Genomic DNA, 23475 nt, shown 5'->3' on the forward strand with positions numbered 1-23475 from the left:
GGCGCCATGAACGACGCTCGCACGGTCTACCTCGACCACGCCGCGACGACGCCGATGACCGACGTCGCCGTCGAGGCGATGACGGCCCACCTGCGTGAGGTCGGCAACGCCAGCTCGCTGCACGCCTCCGGGCGCCGCGCGCGGCGGGTGATCGAGGAGTCCCGCGAGACCGTCGCCCAGGCGCTCGGCTGCCGGCCCGGCGAGGTGGTCTTCACCTCCGGCGGCACCGAGGCCGACAACCTGGCCGTCAAGGGGCTCTTCTGGTCCCGGCGAGACGGCGACCCGCGGCGCACCCGGGTGCTGTCGACGGCCGTCGAGCACCACGCCGTCCTCGACCCGCTCGAGTGGCTGGCCGAGCACGAGGGGGCCGAGGTCGAGATGCTCCCCGTCGACCACGACGGCCGGCTGCGCGTCGACGCGCTGCGCGCCGCCGTCGAGCGCGACCCCGCGTCGGTCGCGCTGATCACGGTGATGTGGGCCAACAACGAGGTCGGCACGCTCCAGCCGATCGACGAGGTCGTCGCGATCGCGGCCGAGCACGGCATCCCGGTGCACACCGACGCGGTGCAGGCGGTCGGTGCGACCCCGGTCGACTTCGCGGCCTCGGGGGTCGACGCGCTCTCGCTGTCGGGGCACAAGGTCGGCGGTCCGCAGGGCGTCGGCGCGCTCGTCGTCCGGCGCGAGGTCGAGCTGACGCCCCAGCTGCACGGCGGCGGGCAGGAGCGCGACGTGCGCAGCGGCACGCTCGACGTCCCGGCGATCGCCGGCTTCGCGGCCGCCGTCGAGCTCGCGGTCAAGCAGCAGGCCGACCACGCGGCGCGGCTCGCCGGGCTGCGCGACGAGCTCGTGGCCGCTGTCCGCCGGGCGGTGCCCGACGCCGTTCTCAACGGCGACCCCGTCGACCGGCTGCCCGGCAACGTCCACCTGAGCTTCCCGGGCTGCGAGGGCGACTCGCTGCTCATGCTCCTCGACGCCCGCGGCATCGAGTGCTCGACCGGCTCGGCCTGCTCCGCGGGCGTGCCCCAGCCCTCGCACGTGCTGCTCGGCATGGGCCGCTCCAGCGACGAGGCACGCAGCTCGCTGCGGTTCAGCCTGGGCCACACCAGCACGGCCGCCGACGTCGCGGCCGTCGCCGAGGCGATCGGCCCGTGCGTCGAGCGCGCGCGTGCGGCCCATGTCTGAGGTGACCGGGTGAAGGTCGTCGCCGCCATGTCCGGGGGAGTGGACTCCGCCGTCGCCGCCGCCCGGGCCGCCGAGGCCGGGCACGAGGTGACCGGCATCCACCTCGCGCTCTCGCGCAACCCCAAGTCCTACCGCAGCGGCGCCCGTGGCTGCTGCACCATCGAGGACGCCAACGACGCCCGCCGGGCCGCCGACGTGATCGGCATCCCGTTCTACGTCTGGGACCTCTCCGACCGCTTCCACACCGACGTGGTCGAGGACTTCATGGACACCTACGCCGCCGGGCAGACGCCGAACCCGTGCCTGCGCTGCAACGAGAAGATCAAGTTCGCCGCCGTCCTCGACAAGGCGCTGGCGCTGGGCTTCGACGCCGTCGCGACCGGGCACTACGCGACCGTGCGGACGTCGTCGTCCGGAGCGATCGAGCTGCACCGCGCGATCGACGCGGCCAAGGACCAGTCCTACGTGCTGGGCGTCCTCGACGAGCAGCAGCTGCGCCACTCGCTGTTCCCGCTGGGGGACACGCCGAAGCCGCAGGTGCGGGCCGAGGCCGCCGCGCGCGGGCTCCTGGTCGCCGACAAGCCCGACAGCCACGACATCTGCTTCGTCGCCGACGGCGACAACGCCGGCTGGCTGCGCGAGAAGCTCGGCGACCGCGCGCCCAACCAGGGCGGCGAGATCCGCGACGACGCAACCGGCGAGGTGCTGGGGGAGCACGAGGGCACGTTCGCGTTCACGATCGGGCAGCGCAAGGGGCTCCGGCTCGGCCGGCCCGCGCCCGACGGCAGGCCGCGCTACGTGCTCGACATCGAGCCGGTCTCCGGCACCGTCACCGTGGGCCCGCGCGAGCGGCTCGCGGTCGACCAGGTGAGCGGCGACCGGGTGCGCTGGTGCGGCGCCCCCCTGGCGGCCGGCACGGTGCTCGCCGGCGACGGCGTGAGCGTCCAGCTGCGCGCCCACGGCGCCGAGCACCGCGCGGTGGTGCGGGTCGGCGACGACGCACTGGTGGTCGACCTCCTCGACCCGGCCGACGGCATCGCCCCCGGCCAGGCCGTCGTCGTGTACGACGGCACGCGGGTGGTCGGCTCGGCCACCATCACCGCGACCCACCGGGTCGAGGCGGCCGGGTGAGCGGCGTCCGCGCGACCGGGATCGGCTCCTTCCCCGGCACGGAGCAGCGTGACCTCGACGAGGCGCTGGCCGTCGTCCTGGGCGAGGTGGCCGGCGACGAGCGCGGGATCGCGTACGTCCCCGAGGTGCCCGGCCGTGGCGCGGCCGCCGCCATGGTCGGCCGCACGCTCGGCCTCGTCGGCGAGCTCGACGCCGATCTCCAGCCCGGCGGCTGGCGGCTGACCGGGTCGGCCGGCGCGCCGCCCGTCGACCAGCGCCGGGCCCGCAGCCTGCTGGCCCAGGACCTCGACGCCGTCGAGGAGGGGGCCGTCGGCCACGCCGGCGCCTTCAAGACCCAGCTGACCGGACCCTGGACGCTCGCCGCGACGGCCGAGCGTCCGCGCGGCGACAAGCTCCTCGCCGACCACGGCGCCCGCCGCGAGCTCGCCCAGGCCCTCGCCGTCGCCGTCACCGACCACGTCGCCGACCTGCGGCGCCGGCTGCCGTCCGCGTCGTCCCTGGTGGTGCAGCTCGACGAGCCGGCGCTCCCGGCGGTCCTCGCCGCGGGGATCCCGACGGCCTCGGGCTTCGGCAAGCACCGCACGGTCCACCCGCCCGAGGCGAGCGAGGCGCTGGAGTGGGTCCTCGGCGCGATCCGCGACGCCGGCGCGACGCCCTGGGTGCACTGCTGCGCGCCCGGCGTGCCGATCGGGCTGCTGCGCGGCGCCGGGGCGAGCGGCGTGATGCTCGACCTCGGGCTGCTCGACGCCGACGGCCACGACGCCGCTGCCGAGGCGCTCGAGGCGGGCGACACAATCGCGCTGGGCGTCGTCCCGACCACGGGGGAGCTGCCCGGCGCCAAGGCCGTCATCGAGCGCGTGCTCCGCTGGCTCGACATGCTCGGCCTCGACCCCGAGGTCGTCGGCGGCGGCCTGGTCGTCACGCCGGCGTGCGGACTGGCCGGGAGCACGCCCCAGGACGCACGAAGGGCCACCGAGCTGGTTCGCTCGGTGGCCCGTTCGCTGGCCGGTCAGGCGTAGCCGGGATCAGCCGACGTGCACGCCCTCGGGGACGTCGGTGGCGAGCTCGGTGTGCTTGACGCTCAGCAGCAGCCAGACGATCACCGACGCGGTCCAGATCATGAACGCGCCGACGAGGAAGGCGTGCGTGGCGCCGTCGGCGAAGGCGATCAGCCCGTTGGCCGGGTTGGTCGGGCTGGCCGTGGCGAGGTCGCTGAGCTTCTCGGTGGTGAAGTGCGAGGCGACCGCCGACAGGGTGGCGAGGCCGAGCGCGCCGCCGACCTGCTGCATCGTGTTGAGGACACCGGAGCCGATGCCGGCGTCCTGGGTGCGGACACCGTGGACGGCGACGAGCGTCATCGGCACGAAGGTCAGGCCCATGCCGATCGACATGAGGACGACGAACGGCGCGATGTCGGTCCAGTAGTTCTCGCTGCCGAACTCGATGCGCGAGAAGAAGAACAGCGCGAGGCCGGCGAGCAGGGTGCCGGTGCCGGCGAGGTAGCGCGGGTCGACCTTCGCGACGAGCTTGGACGACGCGGTCGCGCCGAACACCATGCCGACCGCGAAGGGCAGGAACGCGAAGCCCGTCTTGAGCGGCGAGTAGCCCATCACGTTCTGCACGTACAGCGACAGGAAGAAGAACATCGCGAACATCGCCGCCGGCGTGATCATCATCGAGACGAAGGCGACCGCGCGGTTGCGGTTGGCGAAGATCGACAGCGGCATCAGCGGGTGCTTGACCCGGCGCTCGATCACGACGAACGCGATCAGGGCGACGACACCGAGCACCATGGCGGTGAGGGCCAGCGGGTCACCCCAGCCGTAGCTGGTGCCGTGCGGGTTGGTGGCGGTGATCGAGTCGGGGTCGACGTTGCTGGTGCGGGTGATGCCGTAGACCAGGGCGAGCAGGCCGCCGGTGCCGAGGATCGCGCCGGGCAGGTCAAGCGTGCCGGCGTGGTGGTCGGTGTCGGGCAGCAACTTCGGGGCGAAGTACGCCGCGAGCAGGCCGATCGGGACGTTGATGAGGAACGTCAGGCGCCAGCCCCAGGCGGGGTCGAGGTCGGTCAGCCACCCACCGAGGACCAGGCCGATCGCGGCACCGATGCCGGACATCGCGGCGAAGACGGAGAACGCGCGGTTGCGCTGCGGGCCGGACGGGAACGTCGTGGTGATCAGCGCGAGGGCGGTCGGCGAGGCGAGCGCCGCACCGAGGCCCTGCAGGCCCCGGGAGCCGAGCAGCATGGCCTCGTTCTGGGCGACACCACCGAGGGCGGAGGCGACGGCGAAGAGCGCGACGCCGATCATGAACACGCGGCGGCGGCCGTACAGGTCACCCAGGCGGCCGCCGAGCAGGAGCAGACCACCGAACGCGAGGGCGTAGCCGGTGACGACCCACGACAGGTTCGACGGGTCGATCTTCAGGTCGTTGCCGATGTAGGGCAGGGCGATGTTGGCGATGGTGCTGTCGAGCACCACCATCAGCTGCGCCATGCAGATCAGCACCAGCGCCCAGCCGAGGTGGCCGGGCGAGGACGGGCCGTCGACGGCGTCGGATTGCGAAGCCGTCATGTCGTCAGGCACGTCCGAGGACTTGATGTCGGTCACGAGCGTTTTCCTTCGGGTGTGAGGAGAGGGTCAGCCGCGGGTGGCGGCCGGGAGGATCACCTGGTCGACGACGCGGGCGATGAGTTCGGGCGTGCTGGGCTCGCCCAGCAGGAACATGCGGTGCAGGACGATGCCCGGCAGGGCGGCGGAGAGGATCTCCAGGTCGAGGTCGTCGCGCAGCTCGCCCCGGTCGTGCGCACGCTCGTAGATCTGGCGGGCCACGTCGACCTTGGGGGCGATGAACCGCGCCCGGAAGGCCGCCGCGAACTCCGCGTCGCGGCTGATCGCCGTCACCACGCTCCCGAGGATCGCGGTCTGGACCTGGTCGGTGAGGCCGCCCGCCGCGCAGAACACGGCCAGCAGGTCACCCCGCAGGCTGCCGGTGTCGGTGGGCACCTCGAGCGGCGTCTTCTGCGACATGAGGGCGTCGATCACGAGGGCGGCCTTGCCCTCCCAGCGGCGGTAGAGCGTGGCCTTGGACGCCTTGGCCTTGGTGGCGACGGCGTCCATCGTGAGCCGGTCGTACCCCACGTCGACGAGGACCGCGAGGGTCGCGTCGAGGATCTCCTGCTCACGGTTGCCCTCGACGCGGGGACGGGTCGTCGCCTCACGGCGGCTGAGTCGAGGGACCATGGATGAAACGGTACGGTTTCGTTTCAAGTCTGGCAACTGTGATCTGGGCGACAGCGCCGCGGTGGGATCGTCGTACCGGACAAAATGGTCGTCGGCAGGCCCGAATCACGACCATTTTGTCCGGTACGACGTGGTCCGGCCGGTCCGCTCGCGCGGTGTCGGACCCACGCGGAAGAATGCCCGGCATGAGCGACGCCGCCGACCTCCCCGTCGTACCGCCCGAGGCCCGGGACGAGCACGCCACGATCTCCGACGAGGTCGACGAGGCCCGGTGGCGCTACTACGTGCTCGACGACCCGACCCTCTCCGACGCCGACTTCGACCGGCGGATGCGGCGGCTCGAGGAGCTCGAGGAGCAGTACCCCGAGCTGCGCACGCCCGACTCGCCGACCCAGAAGGTCGGCGGCGCGGTGTCGACCGACTTCACCGCGGTCGACCACCTGCAGCGCATGGAGAGCCTCGACAACGCCTTCTCGTACGACGAGCTCGGCGCCTGGTACGCGCGCCTCGGCCGCGACGGCATCACCGAGCCCGCGCTGCTGTGCGAGCTCAAGGTCGACGGCCTGGCGATCAACCTGCTCTACGAGAAGGGCCGGCTGGTCCGGGCGCTGACGCGCGGTGACGGGCGGACCGGCGAGGACGTCACGCCCAACGTCAAGACCATCGGGTCGGTGCCGCACCGGCTGAGCGGGACCGACGAGTTCCCGGTGCCCGACCTGGTCGAGGTGCGCGGCGAGGTCTTCCTGCCGGTCGAGGCCTTCGAGGCGCTCAACGTGGCGATGACCGAGGCCGGCAAGCCGGCCTTCGCCAACCCGCGCAACGCCGCGGCCGGCTCGCTGCGCCAGAAGGACCCGCGGGTCACCGCGACCCGCGCGCTCGGCATGGTCTGCCACGGCATCGGCGCGCGCGAGGGATTCGAGCCGAGCGCGCAGTCCGAGGCCTACCGGGCGCTGGACGCGTGGGGGCTGCCGGTCTCCGAGCAGGTCCGGGTGCTGCCGAGCCTGGCCGACGTCGAGGGCTACATCGCCAACGCGGGGGAGAAGCGGCACAGCCTGGTGCCCTACGAGATCGACGGCGTCGTGGTGAAGGTCGACGACGTCGCGCTCCAGCGCCGGCTCGGGTCGACGAGCCGCGCGCCGCGGTGGGCGATCGCGTTCAAGTACCCGCCCGAGGAGGTCAACACCAAGCTGCTCGGCATCGAGGTCAACACCGGGCGCACCGGCCGGGTGACCCCCTTCGGCGTGATGGAGCCGGTCAAGGTGGCGGGCTCGACCGTCGAGATGGCGACGCTGCACAACGGCTACGAGGTGGCGCGCAAGGACGTGCGGCCCGGTGACACCGTCATCCTGCGCAAGGCCGGCGACGTCATCCCCGAGATCGTCGGGCCGGTGCTCGCGCTGCGCCCCGAGGGCCTGCCCGCCTGGGTGATGCCGACCGAGTGCCCCTCGTGCGGCACCACGCTGGTCGAGCAGAAGGAGGGCGACAAGGACCGCCGCTGCCCCAACCACGAGCACTGCCCGGCCCAGGTGCGCGAGCGGGTCTTCCACGTCGCGGGTCGCGGTGCCTTCGACATCGAGGGGCTCGGGTACGAGGCCGCGGTCGCGCTGCTCGACGCCGGCGCCATCGTCAACGAGGGCGACATCTTCTCGTTGACCGAGGAGCAGCTGCTCACCACCGGGCTGTTCACCCGGGCGCCCAAGAAGGGTGAGGAGGGGCCGCAGCTCTCGGCCAACGGCCGCAAGCTGCTCGACAACCTCGGCGAGCGCAAGGCGAAGGTCCCGCTGTGGCGGGTCCTGGTCGCGCTGTCCATCCGCCACGTCGGCCCGACGGCGGCGCGGGCGCTGGCCACCGAGTTCGGCTCGATGACGGCGATCCGCGAGGCCTCCGAAGAGGCGCTCGCCGCCGCCGAGGGGGTCGGCCCGACCATCGCCGCCGCGGTGATCGAGTGGTTCGGCGTCGACTGGCACACCGCGATCGTCGACAAGTGGGCCGCCGACGGCGTCGCGATGGCCGACGAGCGCGACGAGTCCGTGGCCCGCACGCTCGAGGGGCTCACCGTCGTCGTCACCGGCTCGCTCGAGGACTTCTCCCGCGACTCGGCCAAGGAGGCGATCCTGTCGCGCGGCGGCAAGGCCGCAGGCTCGGTGTCGAAGAAGACCGACTACGTCGTGGTCGGCGACAACGCCGGGTCCAAGGCCGACAAGGCCGAGCAGCTCGGGGTGCCGGTGCTCGACGAGGCCGGCTTCAAGGTGCTGCTGGAGCAGGGGCCCGAGGGCCTGCCGGCTCAGTAGCGCTCGGCGTCCGCCCGCAGCACGTGGGCCGCCGCGCGGCGTCCGTGCACCGTCGCCGGGCAGGGCTCCCAGTAGGGGACCGCCCGCGCCTCCTGGGCCGCGGCGGCCTCCTCGAGGTCGGCGAGCCGGAGCAGCTCCTGGCGGACGAGGGAGCGGACGGGGTCGGTGGTCACGGACATGCTTCGAGGGTCCCCCGCGGGGACGGGGTCCCGCATCGGTCGTTCCGTCCCGAGCACCCGGCCCGAACGGACTACGCGGACCCCGCGTCGGGCCTACAGTTCTGCTGTGCCACGTATCCCCGGGGTCGGCGACCGGCTCGGCCCCTACCGGATCACCCGCGAGCTCGGCGCGGGCGGGATGGGCATCGTCTTCGAGGCGCTGGAGGAGGGACTCGGCCGCCGGGTCGCCCTCAAGGTGCTGGCGATCCAGCTCGCCGAGGAGCCCGAGTTCCGGGCCCGGTTCGCCCGCGAGGCGACTGTGCTCGCGCGCAGCGACAGCCCGCACATCATCCAGGTCTACAGCCACGGCGAGCAGGACGGCTGCCTCTACCTGGCCACCCAGTTCGTGCCCGGCGGCGACCTCGCCGCGCGGGTCGCCGCGAAGGGCGTCCCGGCGCCCGAGGTGGCGCTCGACGTCGTCGCGCAGGTCGCCTCGGCGCTGGCCGACGCGCACGCCGTCGGCGTCGTCCACCGCGACGTGAAGCCGCACAACGTCCTGCTCCGGCCCGGCCAGGGGCAGGTGCACGCCTACCTCTGCGACTTCGGCATCGCCCGCGACGACGACTCCTCGCTCACCAGCAGCGGTGTGGTCGCCGGGACCTACGCCTACCTCGCCCCGGAGCGCTTCCGGGGCGCGCCGGCCACCCCGGCCAGCGACATCTACGCCCTCGGCTGCCTGCTGTGGTTCCTGCTGACCGGGCGGGCGCCGTACGAGGGCGGGCTGGTGCAGCTCGCCCAGCAGCACGAGGACGCACCGGTGCCGCAGCTGCCCGGCAGCGGCCGCACCACCGAGCGGGTCAACGACTTCCTGCGGCGGGCGATGGCCAAGGACCCCGGCGCGCGCCCGGCCAGCGCGGCCCGGGCGGCCACCGAGCTGCGGGCGCTGGCCGCCGCGGCCACCCCGGTCGCCGCGCCGCCGACCACGCCGGTGGACGCCGCGCCCGCGCCTTCGCCTTCGCCTGCGCCCCCGCCTCCGCCGCCGGCCGTCCCCGCGCCGACGCCGTCGATCACCCGCGAGGAGCCGCCGCGCCCGCGCGGCCGGCGTGGCCGGGTGCTGGCCGGGCTCGCCGCGCTCGCGCTGGTCGCCGCGGCGGCCGGGACCGGGATCTACCTGGGCACCCGTGGCGACGGCGCCGACCCCACGGCCCGCGACGGGGACGCCGGCGACAGCGCCAGCGCGGGCACCCCGCGCAGCCCGGTCACCGGCTCCGACGTCGACGGCAAGGACGGCGACGACCTGGTCGTGCTGGGGGACGGGACGACCGACGTGCTGCTCTCGAAGGGCTCCGGCGGGCTCGCGGCCGCGCGGCGGTGGGCCGACACGTCGTACGCGGGGGAGAAGGTGGTGCGCGGCGACTTCGACGGCGACCGGCGGACCGACCTCGCGGTGGTCGACGGCAGCGAGATCCGGGTGGCCCTGTCCACCGGCACCGGCTTCGCGCCGGCCACGAGCTGGCGGGACGGGCTGGACCTGCCCGAGCGGTTCACCGTCACCGCGGGTGACTTCGACGGCGACCGGCGGACCGACCTCGCGCTGCTCACCGGGGACGACTCCGGGATCGAGGTGCAGGTCCTGATCGCCGAGGTCGGCGGGCCCGGGTTCACCGAGCCGACCCCCTGGGTGCGCCGCGCCGGCTGGTCCTACGACCGGATGCGGCTCGGCGCCGGCGACGTCGACGGCGACGAGCGCGCCGACCTCATCGAGATGGGGACCCCGCCGCGCGGCGGCGTCGACATCCAGGTGTTCCTCGCCGGCGACGAGTCCTTCGCGGATCCGCAGAAGTGGACCGACCAGCCGGGCTGGACCTTCGCCGAGAGCCGCTACACGGTGGGCGACCTCGACCGGGACGGACGGGCCGACGTGCTCGTCGCACGGAAGGTCGACGGCGGGACCGAGCTCGTCCCGCTCCTCTCCGCGGGCGACGGGTTCCGGGCGACCGACGGCACACCGGGCCGGATCGAGCGGCCGCTCGACCGGCTGGCCATCGTCGCCGCCGACGTGACCGGCGACCGCGCGAGCGACCTCGTCGCGCTCGACCGGGACAGCGGCACGGCGCGGCTGTGGCAGCTCGACGACGACGGGTCCGTCGTCCGCGCCGACGGTCGCGACGTCACCGTGCCGGGCGCCGGCAGCGCGACGCTCGTCGGCATCACGCGCTGAGCGCGCGCAACCAGTCCTCGGCGGACGCCGGGTCGGCCAGCCGGACGACGTCCAGCCCGGGGTGGGTGAGCGCGAGGCCCGCGGCCCAGGCCAGGTCCGGCCCGCGCTCCCGGTCCCGCTCGCGGGCGTCGGGGCGGATCCGGCGCAGCGTGCGCCGGACCCGGCCGGTGAAGCTCTCGGGGGCGTTGAGGTCGGCGAGCACGACGAGGTCCGCGCGCTCGAGCAGCGCCGGGCGCGCCCACTCGTCCTCGCTCGTGGTGACCCAGCCGTCGAACGCCGCGAGCCGGGCCACCTCGCCGGGACCGGAGAGGTCCGCGAGCGGCACGGCCGGCAGGTCGAGGAGCGCGGCGAGCCGGTCCAGGAAGGCGCTCAGCGGCTCGTCCGGGCCACCGGCCACGACCACGCGCTGCGGGAGCGGGCGCGGGTGGGGGACAGAGGCGTGCACCCGGCGCAGTCTAGGGATGCCTCCGGCGCCTAGAATCGCGGGCATGTCTCAACTCACCCGCGACGAGGTGGCCCACCTGGCCGATCTCGCCCGGATCGACCTCGACGACGCCGAGCTGGACCACCTCGCGCCCCAGCTCAACGTGATCCTCGAGGCGGTCGCTTCCATCAGCGGTGTGGCCGGCGACGACGTGCCGCCGACCTCGCACCCGATCCCGCTGACCAACGTCTTCCGCGACGACGTCGTCGTGCCCGGCCTGACCGCCGAGCAGGCGCTGTCCGGTGCGCCGGAGGCCGAGGACCAGCGGTTCCGGGTCCCGCGGATCCTGGGGGACGAGCAGTGAGCGAGCTGATCACCAAGACCGCCGCCGAGCTGGCCGACGCGCTGGCCGCGGGCGAGACCACCTCGGTCGAGCTGACCCAGGTGCACCTCGACCGGATCGCCGCCGTCGACGGCACGGCCGAGTCGGGCGTGCACGCCTTCCTCCACGTCGACGCCGAGGGCGCGCTGGCGCAGGCGGCCGAGTCCGACGCGCGGCGGGCCGCGGGCGAGAGCCGGCACCTGCTCGACGGCGTCCCGATCGCGGTCAAGGACGTCCTCGCGACCCAGGGCCTGCCCACGACGTGCGGCTCGAAGATCCTCGAGGGCTGGGTGCCGCCGTACGACGCGACGGTGGTCCGCAAGATCAAGGACGCCGGTCTGCCGATCCTCGGCAAGACCAACATGGACGAGTTCGCGATGGGCTCCTCGACCGAGCACTCGGCGTACGGCCCGACGCGCAACCCGTGGGACCAGACGCGCATCCCGGGCGGCTCCGGCGGCGGCTCCGCCGCGGCGGTGGCGGCCTTCGAGGCGCCGCTGGCCCTCGGCACCGACACCGGCGGCTCGATCCGCCAGCCCGGCGCGGTCACCGGCACGGTCGGCGTCAAGCCGACCTACGGCGGCGTCTCGCGCTACGGCCTCGTCGCGCTCGCCAACAGCCTCGACCAGGTCGGCCCGGTCACCCGGACCGTCCTCGACTCGGCGCTGCTGCACGAGCTGATCGCCGGCCACGACCCGCGCGACTCGACGTCGGTCGACGCGCCCGTCGGCTCGTACGTCGCGGCCGCGCGCGAGGGCGCGAAGGGCGACCTCGCCGGACTGCGCGTCGGCGTCATCAAGGAGCTGGCCGGAGACGGCTGGCAGACGGGCGTGATGGAGCGGTTCGCCGAGTCCGTCGACCTCCTCAGGGAGATGGGCGCCGAGGTCACCGAGATCTCGTGCCCCTCGTTCGTGCACGCGATGGCGACCTACTACCTGATCCTGCCGGCGGAGTGCTCGTCCAACCTCGCCAAGTTCGACGCCATGCGCTACGGCCTGCGCGTCGTCCCCGACGGCGACCCGAGCGCCGAGGCGGTCATGAAGGCCACCCGCGACGCCGGCTTCGGCGACGAGGTGAAGCGCCGCATCATGATCGGCACCTACGCGCTGTCGAGCGGCTACTACGACGCCTACTACGGGCAGGCCCAGAAGGTCCGCACGCTCATCTCGCGCGACTTCACGGCGGCCTTCGAGAACGTCGACGTGCTGGTCTCGCCGACGTCCCCGACCACGGCGTTCCGGCTGGGCGACAAGCTGGACGACCCGCTGGCGATGTACCTGCAGGACCTCGCGACGATCCCGGCCAACCTGGCCGGCGTCCCCGGCATCTCGGTGCCGGCGGGCCTGGCGGACGAGGACGGCCTCCCGGTCGGCCTGCAGGTGCTGGCGCCGGCGCTCGCCGACGACCGGCTCTACCGGGTCGGGGCGGCCGTCGAGGCCGCGCTGACCACCCGCTGGGGTGGCCCGATCCTCAGTCTCGACAAGCTCGACCTCCGGGAAGCAGGTGCACGATGACCGAGGTTCTCGTTCCGTTCGACGAGGTCGTCGAGAAGTTCGACCCGGCCCTGGGCCTGGAGATCCACGTCGAGCTCAACACCAACACCAAGATGTTCTGCGGCTGCCCGGCCGTCTTCGGCGGCGAGCCCAACACGCAGGTCTGCCCGACCTGCCTGGGCCTCCCCGGCGCGATGCCCGTGGTCAACGGCAAGGCCGTCGAGTCGGCCATCCGGATCGGCCTCGCGCTCAACTGCGAGATCGCCGAGTGGTGCCGCTTCGCCCGGAAGAACTACTTCTACCCGGACATGCCGAAGAACTTCCAGACCTCGCAGTACGACGAGCCGATCGCCTTCGAGGGCTACCTCGACGTCGACGTCGAGGGCGAGACCTTCCGGATCGAGATCGAGCGCGCCCACATGGAGGAGGACACCGGCAAGTCCAGCCACGTCGGTGGCTCCGACGGCCGGATCCACGGCGCCGACTACTCGCTGGTCGACTACAACCGGGCCGGCATCCCCCTCATCGAGATCGTCACCAAGCCGATCCTCGGCACGGGCGACAAGGCCCCCCTGGTCGCGAAGGCCTACGTCTCCGCGATCCGCGACCTGATCGTCGCGCTCGGCGTCTCCGACGCCCGGATGGACCAGGGCTCGATCCGCGCCGACGTCAACCTGTCGCTGGCGCCCAAGGGCTCCGGCGTGCTCGGCACCCGCTCGGAGACCAAGAACGTCAACTCGCTGCGCTCGGTCGAGCGGGCGGTGCGCTTCGAGATGGCGCGCCACGCGGGCATCCTGCTCGGCGGCGGCGCGGTGCTCCAGGAGACCCGGCACTTCCACGAGAACGACGGGTCGACGTCGTCGGGGCGCGAGAAGTCCGACGCCGAGGACTACCGCTACTTCCCCGAGCCGGACCTGGTCCCGGTCGCGCCGAGCCGCGAGTGGGTCGAGGAGCTGCGCGCGACGCTGCCCGAGAACCCCGCCACCAAGCGGGTCCGCCTGCAGGGCGAGTGGGGCTTCACCGACCTCGAGATGCGCGACACCGTCGGTGCCGGCGCGCTCGACCTCGTCGAGCAGACCGTGGCGGCCGGCGCGGCGCCCCAGGCCGCGCGCAAGTGGTGGCTCACCGAGCTCGCCCGGCGTGCCAACGACGCCGGCGTCGAGCTCACCGAGCTCTCCGTCACCCCGGCCCAGGTGGCCGCGGTGCAGGCGCTCGTCGACGCCAAGACGATCAACGACAAGCTGGCCCGCCAGGTCTTCGACGGCCTGCTCGCCGGCGAGGGCACGCCCGAGGAGATCATCGCCGCCCGCGGGCTCGCCGTCGTCTCCGACGAGGGCGCGCTGTCGGCGGCCGTCGACAAGGCCATCGCCGAGAACCCCGACATCGCCGACAAGATCCGCGACGGCAAGGTCGCCGCGGCCGGCGCGCTCATCGGCGCCGTCATGAAGGAGATGCGCGGCCAGGCCGACGCCGGCCGGGTGCGCGAGCTGGTCCTCGAGAAGCTCGCCTGACGTTCTCGCTCCTCCGTTGCCGGGCCGGGCATCCCACACGGGAGCCCGGTCCGGCAATGGTCGTTTCGGGCCATGTGCGCCGGGACCGCGCCGGTCTAGGGTCGCGCCCGACGGGTCCGCCGCCGTGGCGGCCCGCGTGCATGGGGAGTGACACATGGGGCTTTTCCGTACGCTGCGCCGCCGCGGACCGGCGGTCCTCGCGACCACCGCGCTGCTGCTCTCCGGGCTCGTGGTCCTGATCGCGCCGGCCCCGGCCCCGGCGGCGGCGCCCAGCCACGCCGGTGAGCTGCTCGTGCGCGGGCCGGCGAGCTCGTCGTACACCCGGGCGCCGCTGGTCAGCCAGGTCGGCAAGGAGGGCGCGACCCTGTCGTTCAGCGTCCAGGTCCGCAACAGCGGCGTCGACCTCGCGCAGTACCGGGTCCTGGTCAAGGACCTGACCGCCGCGAAGGCGCAGACCTACGACGGCAGCCTCAACGTCCAGCCCCTCGCCGGCTCCACGGGCGGCTACGTCACCAAGGCCCTCGCCACGAAGGCGAGCCAGACGCTCACCGTGAAGATCACCATCCCCACCGGGGACCCGGCGTACCGGCACAACTCGGTGGTGCTGCTCTACAGCACCGACGGCGCGATCCTCGACTACGTCTACCTCGACGCCGAGCAGGCCGCCCCCGCCGTGGGCACGACCTCCGCCGACCTCCTCGTCAAGCAGGGCGGCCAGCCGGCGCTCGGCAACGGCCAGGAGTACCAGGTGCTCACCGCCCCCACCGTCGCCCGCAACGGCACGGCCACCTTCACCGCCACCCTCCAGAACAACACGGCCACCCCCGCCGCCGTCGCCTTCACCGTCGTCGACGCCGCCTGCGGCTACACGCTGACCGTCAAGGACGGGCGCACCGACGTCACCGCCGCCGTCCTCGCCGGCACCTACCGGACCCCGGCGCTCGCCCGGCTCGGCAAGCGGAACCTCACCATCTCCGTCAAGGCCACCGCGACCGCCTGCGTCACCACCAGCTGGGTGCTCCAGAGCGGCGTCCCGGACCAGGCCCCCACCCACTTCGCGAACCTCCTGGTCAACCTCGCAGCCTGACGGTCGGATGCGGCCGGGGGCGTCGTCCGGAGGTACGCTGCCCCCGACACATCAAGAACACGCCCGTGGCGGGGGAAGCCGGTCCGAGTCCGGCGCTGACCCGCAGCCGTAGGCCGCCCCTCGGGGGTGCGGCGAGCCGGAGTACCTGGCACGGAGCGTCCTGACACACAACGCTGTCGTGGAAAGCAGCGGGGTCACAGGCCTCCCGGTCCTGCCCGCTGTGCAGCGGGAAGGCATCCCATGCTCACTCGATCCCTGGCTCGCCGTGCGGCCGCGGCGGTCACAGGCGGCGCGCTCGTCGCGACCGGTCTGCTCGCTCCGGGGCCGGCGCCGCAGGCGCACGCGGCCCCGGTCAACCCGGAGGCGACGGCTGCTGCGTCGTGGCTGGCCGACCAGCTCGACGCCGACGGCCTGTTCAGCTACCTGAACTACCTCGGCCAGCCGACCACCGACATCGGCACCACGATCGACTTCGGGCTCAGCCTGGTCGAGACCGACGCCGCTCCGGAGGTCCTCGCCCAGCTCCGCACCGACCTCGACGCCGCCCTGCCCGGGTACGTCGGGGCGTCCTTCGACGCGAGCAAGGCCGGCGCGGTGGCGAAGGCCGCGTTCTTCTACGACGCCGTCGGAGCCGACCTCGACGACGTCGCCGGCATCGACCTGGCCCAGCGGCTCGCGGACAGCGTCGACGACACGACCGGCCAGCTCGGCGCGTTCGACGACACCTACGGCCAGGCCTGGGCGGTGTCCGTGCTCCACGGTCTCGCCAGCCCCGAGGCGGCCAAGGCCACCACCGAGCTGATCGGGCAGCAGTGCCCGGGCGCGGCGTGGGGCTACACCTACAACGGCGTGTGCACCTCGAGCGCCGACGCCACGGCCTACACGGTCCTCGCGCTCCTGCCGCAGAAGACCGACCCGGCCGTCGCCACGGCCATCGACGACGCGATCACCTGGCTCGAGGGCCAGCAGCGCGCCGACGGCGGGTTCGGCGACTGGGGCGTCAACAGCACCGGCACCACCAGCGAGATCAACGGCACCGGCCTGGTCGCCTGGGCGCTGGGCGAGGCCGGCGAGACGCAGCGGGCCCAGGCCGCGGCGACCTGGGTCGCCGATCACCAGATCAGCGAGGTCGCGGGCTGCGGCGTTCCGGTTCCGGGTGAGGTAGGTGCGCTCGCCTACGACGACCAGAACATCAAGGACGCGATCAAGTTCGGCATCGCCGACACCGACCAGCAGACCTGGGTGATCGCGGGAGCCCAGGCGCTCGCGGGCCTCCAGTACCTGCCGACCCGTCCGGCCACGACGGCGACGATCACCGGTCCCACCGGGTACGTCGCCGCAGGCAAGCCGGTCTCCCTCAAGGTCACCGGACTGCGTGGCGGCGAGACCGCCTGCGTGACCGGCGTGGGCGCGACCCAGTGGGTCGTGAGCTCGAGCAGCATCACCGTCACGACCCCCGCCGTCACCCGCAACAACGTCGCCACCGTCCGCTACGCCGGCGGCAGCAAGTCCGTCACCGTCAAGGCGCTGGGTGCGGCCAAGCTCAAGGTCAAGACCCCGGCTCGGGTCAAGGCGCGCAAGAGCCTCACCGTCACCGTGGCCGGCCTCGCGCCGGGGGAGCGGGCCACGGTCAAGGTCGGCACCAAGAAGGTCGTCCGCACGGCGACCGCGGCCGGCAAGGTCAAGGTGAAGGTCAAGGTCGGCAAGAAGAAGGGCAAGACCAAGATCGTCGCGGTCGGGCAGTTCGCCAACCGCACGGGCAAGGCGACGGTCCGGGTCGTCTGACATGCGGCTCACCGCCTCTCTGCGCACCGTGGTCGCGACGCTCCTCGTCGCGGCCGCCGTCGTGCTGCTCCCGTCGTCGCCCGCGTCGGCCGCCGCCTGCTCGGGGACGGCGGGGATCAGCGTGGTCGTCGACCCGAACAGCCTGGGCGGCGGGATCAGCGCCGGCTGCGACAGCGACGGGGGCGGTACGGCGGCGAGCAACTTCGCCGACGCCGGCTACCGGCTCGAGTACAGCCAGGCCCCGGGAATGAACGGCTTCGTCTGCAAGATCAACGGCCGCCCGGCCGACGGTGACTGCATGCGCACCGACGCCTACTGGAGCCTGTGGTGGGCCGACGGGACGTCGTCCACCTGGACCTACTCGAACCGCGGGGTCGGCGGCCTCCGGGTGCCTGCCGGCGGCGTGGTCGCGTTCTCCTGGCACGAGGGTGGGGGCAATGCCGCGCCGCCCGACGCCAACCCGAGGCGGACCGCAGCGGCGCCTCCGCCGAAGGCCACGACCAAGCCCAAGCCGCAGCCGAAGCCGAGCGCGAAGCCGACCCGCCAGCCGGCCGCGACGCCGAGCGCGAGCGCGACCTCCGCCACCGTGAGCCCGACGGCCACGCCCACGCCGTCGGCCAGCGCCTCGTCCTCGGCGCCGGCGACGTCGGCCACGCCGTCGACCGCCCCGGAGCCCACCGACCCGGGCAGCACCGCCGGCGTCCCGTCGGTCGACGACATCACCGAGGGCCCGGACGACGCCTCCGCCGTGGCCCCCGACCCGAACGACGACGGCGGCTTCCCCGTCTGGCTCGGCGCCGCGCTCGCGGTCGCCGTGCTGGGTGGCGCCGCGGCCGTGCCGATCCTGCGCCGACGCCGGGGCTGACCCGTGGCGGTGGGGCGATGAGGCTGCCGCGGGACCTGCATCCCGTGGCGTGGTGGGCGTGGGCGGTGGGGCTCGCGGTCGCGTCGTCCTGCACGACGAACCCGCTGCTGCTCGTCGGCCTCCTCGGCACGATGACCCTCGTCGTCCTCACCTGCCGCTCCGACCAGCCGTGGGCGCGCTCGTTCCGGCTGTACGTCTGGCTCGGCGCGATCACGCTGGTGGTGCGGATCGTGTTCCGGATCGTGCTGGGCGGTGACGTGCCGGGGCACGTGCTCTTCACGCTGCCGTCGATCCCGCTGCCGGACTGGGCGGCGGGGATCTCGCTGCTGGGGCCGTTCACGCGCGAGGAGCTGCTGGCGGCGACCTACGAGGGGCTCCGGCTGGCGACGCTCCTGATCGCGGTCGGCGCGGCGAACGCGCTGGCCAACCCGAAGCGGCTGATGAAGTCGCTGCCGCCGGCCCTCTACGAGATCGGTACGGCGATGACGGTGGCGATCAGCGTCGTCCCGCAGCTGGCCGACAGCGCCCGGCGGGTCCGGGCCGCGCAGCAGCTCCGAGGTGGGCCGGAGGGGCGGTTCCGCCGCATCCGGGGCGTACGCCGGCTGCTGGTGCCGATCCTCGAGGACTCCTTCGACCGCTCCCTGGCGCTGGCCGCGGGCATGGATGCGCGCGGCTACGGCCGGACCGGTGACCTCACCCCGGGGCAGCGGCGGGCGACCGGGGCGTTGATCCTGGCCGGCCTGCTGGGGGTGTGCGTGGGGGTCTACGCCTTCCTCGACAGCTCCGCGCCGCGGGTGCTGGCGGTGCCGATGCTGGTGCTGGGCATGGTGGTGGCGCTCGGTGGTTTCGCGCTGGCCGGACGGCGGGTGGGACGCACGCGCTACCGGCCCGACCGCTGGCGGCTGCCCGAGGTGCTCGTCGCCGCGTCCGGGATCGCCGCAGGTGCGGGGATGTGGGCCGTGCAGCGCTGGGAGCCGCAGGTGGCGCACCCCGGAGTACTGACGACGCCGGGGCTCTCGCTGCTGGCCGTCGCGGCCGCGCTCGTGGCGGTGCTGCCGGTGTGGGTGGCACCGCTGCCGCTCACGGTCGCGCGGCGCGAGGCGGTGCTCGCCGGATGATCGAGCTGCGCGCCCTCACCTTCCGGTACGACGACCCGCCGGCCCCCGCGGTCCTCGACGCGGTCGACCTCACGATCGACAACGGCGAGCTGGTCGTCCTGGCCGGCCCCACGGGCGCCGGCAAGTCGACCCTGCTCGGGGCGGTCGCGGGACTCGTGCCGTCGTACACGGGCGGGACGCTGAGCGGCGACGTGCTGCTCGACGGCGTCAGCATCGTCGACCTCCCGGCCCGCGAGCGTGCCCACGCCATCGGGTACGTCGGGCAGAACCCCGCGGCCTGGTTCGTCACCGACACGGTCGAGGAGGAGCTCGCGTTCGGCATGGAGCAGCTGGGCCTGCCGGCGCCGACGATGCGCCGCCGGGTCGAGGAGACGCTCGACCTGCTCGGCATCGCCGACCTGCGCCACCGCGACCTGCGCACGCTCTCGGGCGGCCAGCAGCAGCGGGTCGCCATCGGCTCGGTGCTGACGGCGCACCCGCGGCTGCTCGTGCTCGACGAGCCGACGTCGGCGCTGGACCCCACGGCGGCCGAGGACGTCCTGGCGACGCTGACCCGCCTGGTCCACGACCTGGGGGTCTCGGTGCTCGTCGCCGAGCACCGGCTCGAGCGGGTCGTGCCGTTCGCCGACCGGCTCTGCCTGCTGCACGGCGGCGGGAAGCTCGAGGTCGGCGACCCGGCCGAGGTCCTGCGGGAGGCGCCGATCGCGCCGCCGATCGTCGAGCTCGGCCGGCTGGCCGGCTGGGACCCGCTGCCGCTCACGGTCCGTGACGCGCGCCGCAAGGCGCCCGCGCTGCGCGAGCGCCTCGGCGAGCCGCCGGAGCGAGCCCGGCCGAACGACACCGCCGCGCCCCTCGTCGACGTACGGCGTCTCGTGGTCGCGCACGGACGGACCGCCGCCGTCCGCGACGTCGACCTGACGCTGCGCCCCGGGACGGTCACCGCGCTGATGGGCCGCAACGGCGCCGGGAAGTCCACGCTGATGTGGACCCTGCAGGGCCGGCACCAGCCGGCCGGCGGCAGCGTCCAGGTCGCCGGGTCCGACCCCGCCGGCCTCAAGCCCGAGCAGCGCCGGACGACGACCGGGCTGGTGCCGCAGAGCCCGGCCGACCTGCTCTACCTCGAGACCGTCGCCGACGAGTGCGCCGCGGCCGACCGCTCCGCCCGGCAGCCCTCAGGCACCTGTGCGGGCCTGCTCGAGCGGCTCGCCCCCGGCATCGACCCCGGGCAGCACCCGCGCGACCTGTCCGAGGGCCAGCGGCTCGCGCTGGCGGTGTCGATCGTGCTGACCGCGCGGCCGCCGGTGCTGCTGCTCGACGAGCCGACCCGCGGTCTCGACTACCCGGCCAAGCACGCGCTCGCCGCGCTGCTGCGCGACCTGGCCCGCGAGCCCGGCCACGAGCGCGCCGTCCTGGTCGCGACCCACGACGTCGAGTTCGTCGCCCAGGCCGCCGACGACCTGGTCGTTCTCGCCGAGGGCGAGGTGGTCTCGGCCGGCCCGGTCGCGCGCGGCGTCGCCGAGTCGCCGTCGTTCGCGCCCCAGGTGACTAAGGTGCTCGGTCCCGGCTGGCTCAGCGTCGACGACGTGGCGGCCGCGCTGTGAGCGTGACGAGCACGGCGGTCCCGCTCAGCCTGCGCTCGACGCTGGTCCTCGGCGTCACGTCGGTGATCGGCCTGCTGATGCTGTCGTGGCCGCTGCTCCTCGACGTCGACCCGAGCGCCCAGCGGGTCGACCCGCCGTTCCTCTTCCTCGGCCTGCTGCCGGTGATCCTCGCCGTCGTCCTGGCCGAGCTCAGCGAGGGCGGCATGGACGCCCGGGTGCTCGCCATCCTCGGCGTGCTCAGCGCGGTCAACGCCGTCCTGCGGCTCGTCAGCGCCGGCACGGCGGGCCTCGAGCTCGTCTTCTTCCTGCTGATCCTCGGCGGCCGGGTGTTCGGCGCCGGCTTCGGGTTCGTGCTGGGCTGCACGTCGCTCTTCGCGTCGGCCCTGATGACGGCGGGCGTGGGCCCGTGGCTGCCGTTCCAGATGCTCGTCGCGGCGTGGGTCGGGATGGGCGCCGGCCTGCTCCCGAAGCGGGTCCGCGGAGGGCGCGAGATCGCGATGCTCGTGGTCTACGGCATCGTCGCCGCCTACCTCTACGGGCTGCTGATGAACCTGCAGGGCTGGCCGTTCATGGCCGGCGTGCAGGTGCCGGGCCAGGACTCCACCGAGCTGTCGTACGTCCCCGGGGCGCCGCTGCTCGACAACCTGCACCACTTCGTCGTCTACACGCTGCTGACCTCGACCGGCGGCTGGGACACCGGCCGCGCGATCACCAACGCGCTCGCCATCGCGCTGCTCGGCCCGGCGGTGCTCACCACCCTGCGCCGCGCTGCGCGGCGGGCCCGGGTCGAGGTGGGCCCTACGGCTCGATGAGCAGGATCCGGTCGTCGTCGGCGCCCGGGTCGCCGCGTCCGTCGCGGTTGCTCGTGGTCAGCCACAGCCGGCCGTCCGGCGCCCGGGCGACGGTGCGCAGCCGCCCGTACGACGTCTGCTCGCCCTGGCCGGTGAAGTAGGCGGTCGGGTCGCTGGCCTCGCCGCCGGCGACCTTCACCCGCCACAGCCGCTCGCCGCGCAGGGCTGCCATCCAGAGGTAGCCGCCGGAGAACGCCAGGCCGGACGGCGAGGCCTCGTCGGTGGGCCAGGTCAGCGCGGGGCGGGTGAACCGGTCGGGGCCGGCGTCGCCCTCGGCGAGCGGCCAGCCGTAGTCCTCGCCGGGGAGGATCCGGTTGAGCTCGTCGGAGGTCTGGTCGCCGAACTCCGAGGCCCACAGCGAGCCCTGGTCGTCGAACGCCAGCCCCTCGACGTTGCGGTGGCCCCAGGACCAGACCGCGTCGCCGAACGGGTTGTCGGGAGCGGGCTCGCCGTCGGGCGTGATCCGCAGGATCTTGCCGGCGAGGGACTTCTTGTCGCGCGCGAGCTGGGCGTCGCCGGTCTCGCCGGTCGACACGTAGAGGTAGCCGTCGGTGCCGAACGCGAGCCGGCCGCCGTCGTGGCGGGTGCCGGTCGGGATGCCGGTGAGGACGGGCTCGAGCGGGCCGAGCCGGTCGCCGTCGAGCGTGGCCCGGACGACGCGGTTGTCGTCGTCGGTGCAGACGTAGAGGTAGACGAGCCGGTCCTCGGCGAAGCCAGGGGAGACCGCGACGCCGAGCAGGCCGGCCTCGCCCGACGCCCGGGCCTCGGCGACCCGGCCGGCCTCGACGACCTTGCCCTCGGCGTCGGTGGGCTTGCCGTCGCTGACCTCGGGCGCGGTGACGAGCAGGACCCGGCCGGTGCGCTCGGTGACGACGGCGCGCCCGTCGGGCAGGAAGTCCAGGCCCCAGGGCGTGTCGAGGCCGCTGGCCACGGTGGCGACGACGTCGGGGACGCCGTCGACGGTGAAGATCACCTTGCCGTCGACCACGGAGCCGGTCGGCGCGGCCGTCGCGGTGCTGATCACGTCGACCTTGCTCTCGTTGCCGCCCTGGCTGCAGCCCGCAGCAAGGAGGGCGAGCACGGCGGTGGCGGCGATCGCCGCGCCGGCCCGGCGGCGGCCGGTCACGCGACGTGCTCCAGGAACTCCAGCAGCAGGCGGTGCACCCGGTCGGGCTGCTCGAGCTGGACGAAGTGGGAGCCGCGCAGCTCGACGTAGGCGCTGTCCTGGCCGTTGTCGGTCAGCCGGCGTGCGGCGCTGGCCATGTCGCGGGCGCCGGCCAGGACGTCGTACGTCGCGGAGACGAACATCGTCGGCACCTGGATCTTGCTCAGCCGCACCCGCGGGTGCCGCGAGGTGCTGATCGCGAGGTGGGCGTACCAGTCGACCGGGGTGGTCAGGAACTCCTGGAGGCCGACCGAGGCGGCCTCGGGGTCGGCCATCGGGAACATGAAGCCGGTCCGCCCCAGCAGCCGGACGACGGCCGGCGTCATCGGCAGGTTGCGCACGATCGGGTTGACCGCCCAGCCGGCGTGCTTGGCCACCCGGCACGCGTTGACGGTGACGGCGCGGGCGAGCAGCCGCGGCAGGTGGAGCGGGCCGAGCATGGTGGCGAAGGTGTCGCCGGGGACACCGCACATCGCGAAGATCCCGCGCACCCGCTCCGGGTGGCGGTAGGTCAGCTCGAAGGCGGTGTTGACGCCCATCGACCACCCCATGAGGACGGCGCTGTCGATGCCGAAGTGGTCCATCACGGACAGGCCGTCCTGGACGAAGTGCTCGATCTCGACGTGCTTCTTGTCGGCGGGCCGCTCCGAGCCCCCGACCCCGCGGTGGTTCCACGACACCACCCGGACCCCGCACGCGGGGTCGAGCAGCCACGGCCAGAGGTAGGGGTTGGTGCCGAGGCCGTTGCAGAGGACGACGGTGGGGCCGTCGATCACCCCGTCGGGGTCGTTGGTCCAGGCGCGCACGTGCGTCCCGTCGTCGGACAGGATGTCGCGGAACGCGATCGACGCGGACCGGACGCGCTGCTCGGGCCGGGGAGCGGAGGTCGACATGGCGTTGATTCTGCACGACGCGGGGGTGGAGGCGGCTCGAGCGGGCCGAATCGCCGGTTTGCGCACGGGGTGACCGAT

20 protein-coding genes and 1 riboswitch are annotated in these 23475 nt (G+C 74.0%); of the genes, 14 read left to right on the plus strand and 6 right to left on the minus strand.

The window, feature by feature from the left end; translation table 11 throughout:
* Positions 1–6 precede the first annotated feature (6 nt).
* Genes BM223_RS06940 through BM223_RS06950 form a run of 3 tightly spaced genes read left to right on the plus strand, consistent with a single transcriptional unit; the run spans position 7 to position 3332 of the window.
* Positions 7–1182 (plus strand): cysteine desulfurase family protein, encoded by a 1176-nt coding sequence (locus tag BM223_RS06940; protein WP_038680584.1) that lies wholly within the window; start codon positions 7–9, stop codon positions 1180–1182.
* A gap of 9 nt (positions 1183–1191) precedes the next feature.
* The gene (mnmA, locus tag BM223_RS06945; RefSeq protein ID WP_200886997.1) at positions 1192–2313 is read left to right on the plus strand and encodes a tRNA 2-thiouridine(34) synthase MnmA; all 1122 of its coding nucleotides are present in this window, start codon (positions 1192–1194) and stop codon (positions 2311–2313) included.
* Positions 2310–3332 (plus strand): uroporphyrinogen decarboxylase/cobalamine-independent methonine synthase family protein, encoded by a 1023-nt coding sequence (locus BM223_RS06950; RefSeq protein WP_038680582.1) that lies wholly within the window; start codon positions 2310–2312, stop codon positions 3330–3332. Before mnmA ends, BM223_RS06950 begins: the two co-directional genes overlap by 4 nt.
* A 6-nt stretch (positions 3333–3338) precedes the next feature.
* Here the strand turns inward: BM223_RS06950 and BM223_RS06955 are convergent, their stop codons facing one another.
* Positions 3339–4919 carry an MFS transporter gene (locus tag BM223_RS06955; protein ID WP_235318968.1) on the minus strand — a complete coding sequence of 527 codons (1581 nt, stop codon included), beginning with the start codon at positions 4917–4919 and terminating at the stop codon, positions 3339–3341.
* 30 nt (positions 4920–4949) lie between these two features.
* The gene (locus BM223_RS06960) at positions 4950–5552 is read right to left on the minus strand and encodes a TetR/AcrR family transcriptional regulator (RefSeq protein ID WP_038680581.1); all 603 of its coding nucleotides are present in this window, start codon (positions 5550–5552) and stop codon (positions 4950–4952) included.
* Between the two features lie 185 nt (positions 5553–5737).
* Between BM223_RS06960 and ligA the strand changes: the two genes are divergently transcribed.
* Positions 5738–7843 carry an NAD-dependent DNA ligase LigA gene (gene ligA / locus BM223_RS06965; protein WP_038684962.1) on the plus strand — a complete coding sequence of 702 codons (2106 nt, stop codon included), beginning with the start codon at positions 5738–5740 and terminating at the stop codon, positions 7841–7843.
* Here ligA and BM223_RS06970 read toward each other — a convergent pair.
* On the minus strand, positions 7837–8022 hold the full coding sequence (locus BM223_RS06970; protein ID WP_038680580.1) for a hypothetical protein: 186 nt from the start codon (positions 8020–8022) through the stop codon (positions 7837–7839). The genes ligA and BM223_RS06970 overlap by 7 nt on opposite strands.
* Positions 8023–8128: 106 nt before the next feature.
* On the opposite strand from BM223_RS06970, the gene BM223_RS06975 reads away from it, so the two are divergent.
* Positions 8129–10222 carry a protein kinase domain-containing protein gene (locus BM223_RS06975; RefSeq protein WP_052138879.1) on the plus strand — a complete coding sequence of 698 codons (2094 nt, stop codon included), beginning with the start codon at positions 8129–8131 and terminating at the stop codon, positions 10220–10222.
* Here BM223_RS06975 and BM223_RS06980 read toward each other — a convergent pair.
* Positions 10212–10667: a hypothetical protein gene (locus BM223_RS06980; protein WP_052138878.1), complete on the minus strand. Its 456-nt coding sequence runs from the start codon at positions 10665–10667 to the stop codon at positions 10212–10214. The two genes, BM223_RS06975 and BM223_RS06980, sit on opposite strands and share 11 nt — an antisense overlap.
* Before the next feature lie 43 nt (positions 10668–10710).
* On the opposite strand from BM223_RS06980, the gene gatC reads away from it, so the two are divergent.
* The 9 genes from gatC to BM223_RS07020 all read left to right on the plus strand — a co-directional run bounded on the left by gatC (position 10711) and on the right by BM223_RS07020 (position 21300).
* Complete coding sequence (gene gatC / locus BM223_RS06985; RefSeq protein WP_038680578.1) at positions 10711–11010, plus strand: Asp-tRNA(Asn)/Glu-tRNA(Gln) amidotransferase subunit GatC; 300 nt, start codon at positions 10711–10713, stop codon at positions 11008–11010.
* Positions 11007–12542 carry an Asp-tRNA(Asn)/Glu-tRNA(Gln) amidotransferase subunit GatA gene (gene gatA, locus BM223_RS06990; protein WP_038680576.1) on the plus strand — a complete coding sequence of 512 codons (1536 nt, stop codon included), beginning with the start codon at positions 11007–11009 and terminating at the stop codon, positions 12540–12542. Before gatC ends, gatA begins: the two co-directional genes overlap by 4 nt.
* Positions 12539–14032 carry an Asp-tRNA(Asn)/Glu-tRNA(Gln) amidotransferase subunit GatB gene (gene gatB, locus BM223_RS06995; protein WP_038680574.1) on the plus strand — a complete coding sequence of 498 codons (1494 nt, stop codon included), beginning with the start codon at positions 12539–12541 and terminating at the stop codon, positions 14030–14032. The genes gatA and gatB overlap by 4 nt, the downstream gene beginning before the upstream one ends.
* Positions 14033–14186: 154 nt before the next feature.
* Complete coding sequence (locus tag BM223_RS07000; RefSeq protein ID WP_038680572.1) at positions 14187–15119, plus strand: hypothetical protein; 933 nt, start codon at positions 14187–14189, stop codon at positions 15117–15119.
* A gap of 72 nt (positions 15120–15191) precedes the next feature.
* Positions 15192–15265: riboswitch (cobalamin riboswitch) on the plus strand.
* 94 nt (positions 15266–15359) lie between these two features.
* On the plus strand, positions 15360–16904 hold the full coding sequence (locus BM223_RS07005; protein WP_038680570.1) for a prenyltransferase/squalene oxidase repeat-containing protein: 1545 nt from the start codon (positions 15360–15362) through the stop codon (positions 16902–16904).
* Between the two features lies 1 nt (position 16905).
* A complete protein-coding gene (locus BM223_RS27840) occupies positions 16906–17769 on the plus strand; it encodes a hypothetical protein (protein ID WP_082003732.1) in 864 nt (287 codons plus the stop codon).
* Between the two features lie 17 nt (positions 17770–17786).
* Entirely contained in the window at positions 17787–18887 is a 1101-nt protein-coding gene (locus tag BM223_RS07010) for an energy-coupling factor transporter transmembrane component T (protein ID WP_082003731.1), read from the plus strand.
* On the plus strand, positions 18884–20488 hold the full coding sequence (locus tag BM223_RS07015) for an ABC transporter ATP-binding protein (RefSeq protein WP_038680567.1): 1605 nt from the start codon (positions 18884–18886) through the stop codon (positions 20486–20488). Before BM223_RS07010 ends, BM223_RS07015 begins: the two co-directional genes overlap by 4 nt.
* Positions 20489–20490: 2 nt before the next feature.
* Positions 20491–21300 (plus strand): ECF transporter S component, encoded by an 810-nt coding sequence (locus BM223_RS07020; protein ID WP_371861527.1) that lies wholly within the window; start codon positions 20491–20493, stop codon positions 21298–21300.
* Here the strand turns inward: BM223_RS07020 and BM223_RS07025 are convergent.
* A complete protein-coding gene (locus BM223_RS07025; RefSeq protein ID WP_038680562.1) occupies positions 21287–22465 on the minus strand; it encodes a PQQ-dependent sugar dehydrogenase in 1179 nt (392 codons plus the stop codon). The genes BM223_RS07020 and BM223_RS07025 overlap by 14 nt on opposite strands.
* Positions 22462–23397, minus strand: coding sequence for an alpha/beta fold hydrolase (locus tag BM223_RS07030; RefSeq protein ID WP_038680561.1), 936 nt, complete (start codon positions 23395–23397; stop codon positions 22462–22464). Before BM223_RS07030 ends, BM223_RS07025 begins: the two co-directional genes overlap by 4 nt.
* Between the last annotated feature and the right edge of the window lie 78 nt (positions 23398–23475).

This window comes from Pimelobacter simplex (assembly GCF_900114845.1).
Lineage (GTDB): Bacteria > Actinomycetota > Actinomycetes > Propionibacteriales > Nocardioidaceae > Nocardioides > Nocardioides simplex.

Bases quoted from the DNA above. Each gene is read 5' to 3' on its own strand.
- BM223_RS06940 (WP_038680584.1), top strand. From the start codon at position 7: ATGAACGACGCTCGCACGGTCTACCTCGACCACGCCGCGACGACGCCG.
- BM223_RS06960 (WP_038680581.1), bottom strand. From the start codon at position 5,552: ATGGTCCCTCGACTCAGCCGCCGTGAGGCGACGACCCGTCCCCGCGTC.
- ligA (WP_038684962.1), top strand. From the start codon at position 5,738: ATGAGCGACGCCGCCGACCTCCCCGTCGTACCGCCCGAGGCCCGGGAC.
- BM223_RS06970 (WP_038680580.1), bottom strand. From the start codon at position 8,022: ATGTCCGTGACCACCGACCCCGTCCGCTCCCTCGTCCGCCAGGAGCTG.
- gatC (WP_038680578.1), top strand. From the start codon at position 10,711: ATGTCTCAACTCACCCGCGACGAGGTGGCCCACCTGGCCGATCTCGCC.
- gatB (WP_038680574.1), top strand. From the start codon at position 12,539: ATGACCGAGGTTCTCGTTCCGTTCGACGAGGTCGTCGAGAAGTTCGAC.
- BM223_RS07000 (WP_038680572.1), top strand. From the start codon at position 14,187: ATGGGGCTTTTCCGTACGCTGCGCCGCCGCGGACCGGCGGTCCTCGCG.
- BM223_RS07005 (WP_038680570.1), top strand. From the start codon at position 15,360: ATGCTCACTCGATCCCTGGCTCGCCGTGCGGCCGCGGCGGTCACAGGC.
- BM223_RS27840 (WP_082003732.1), top strand. From the start codon at position 16,906: ATGCGGCTCACCGCCTCTCTGCGCACCGTGGTCGCGACGCTCCTCGTC.
- BM223_RS07010 (WP_082003731.1), top strand. From the start codon at position 17,787: ATGAGGCTGCCGCGGGACCTGCATCCCGTGGCGTGGTGGGCGTGGGCG.
- BM223_RS07015 (WP_038680567.1), top strand. From the start codon at position 18,884: ATGATCGAGCTGCGCGCCCTCACCTTCCGGTACGACGACCCGCCGGCC.
- BM223_RS07030 (WP_038680561.1), bottom strand. From the start codon at position 23,397: ATGTCGACCTCCGCTCCCCGGCCCGAGCAGCGCGTCCGGTCCGCGTCG.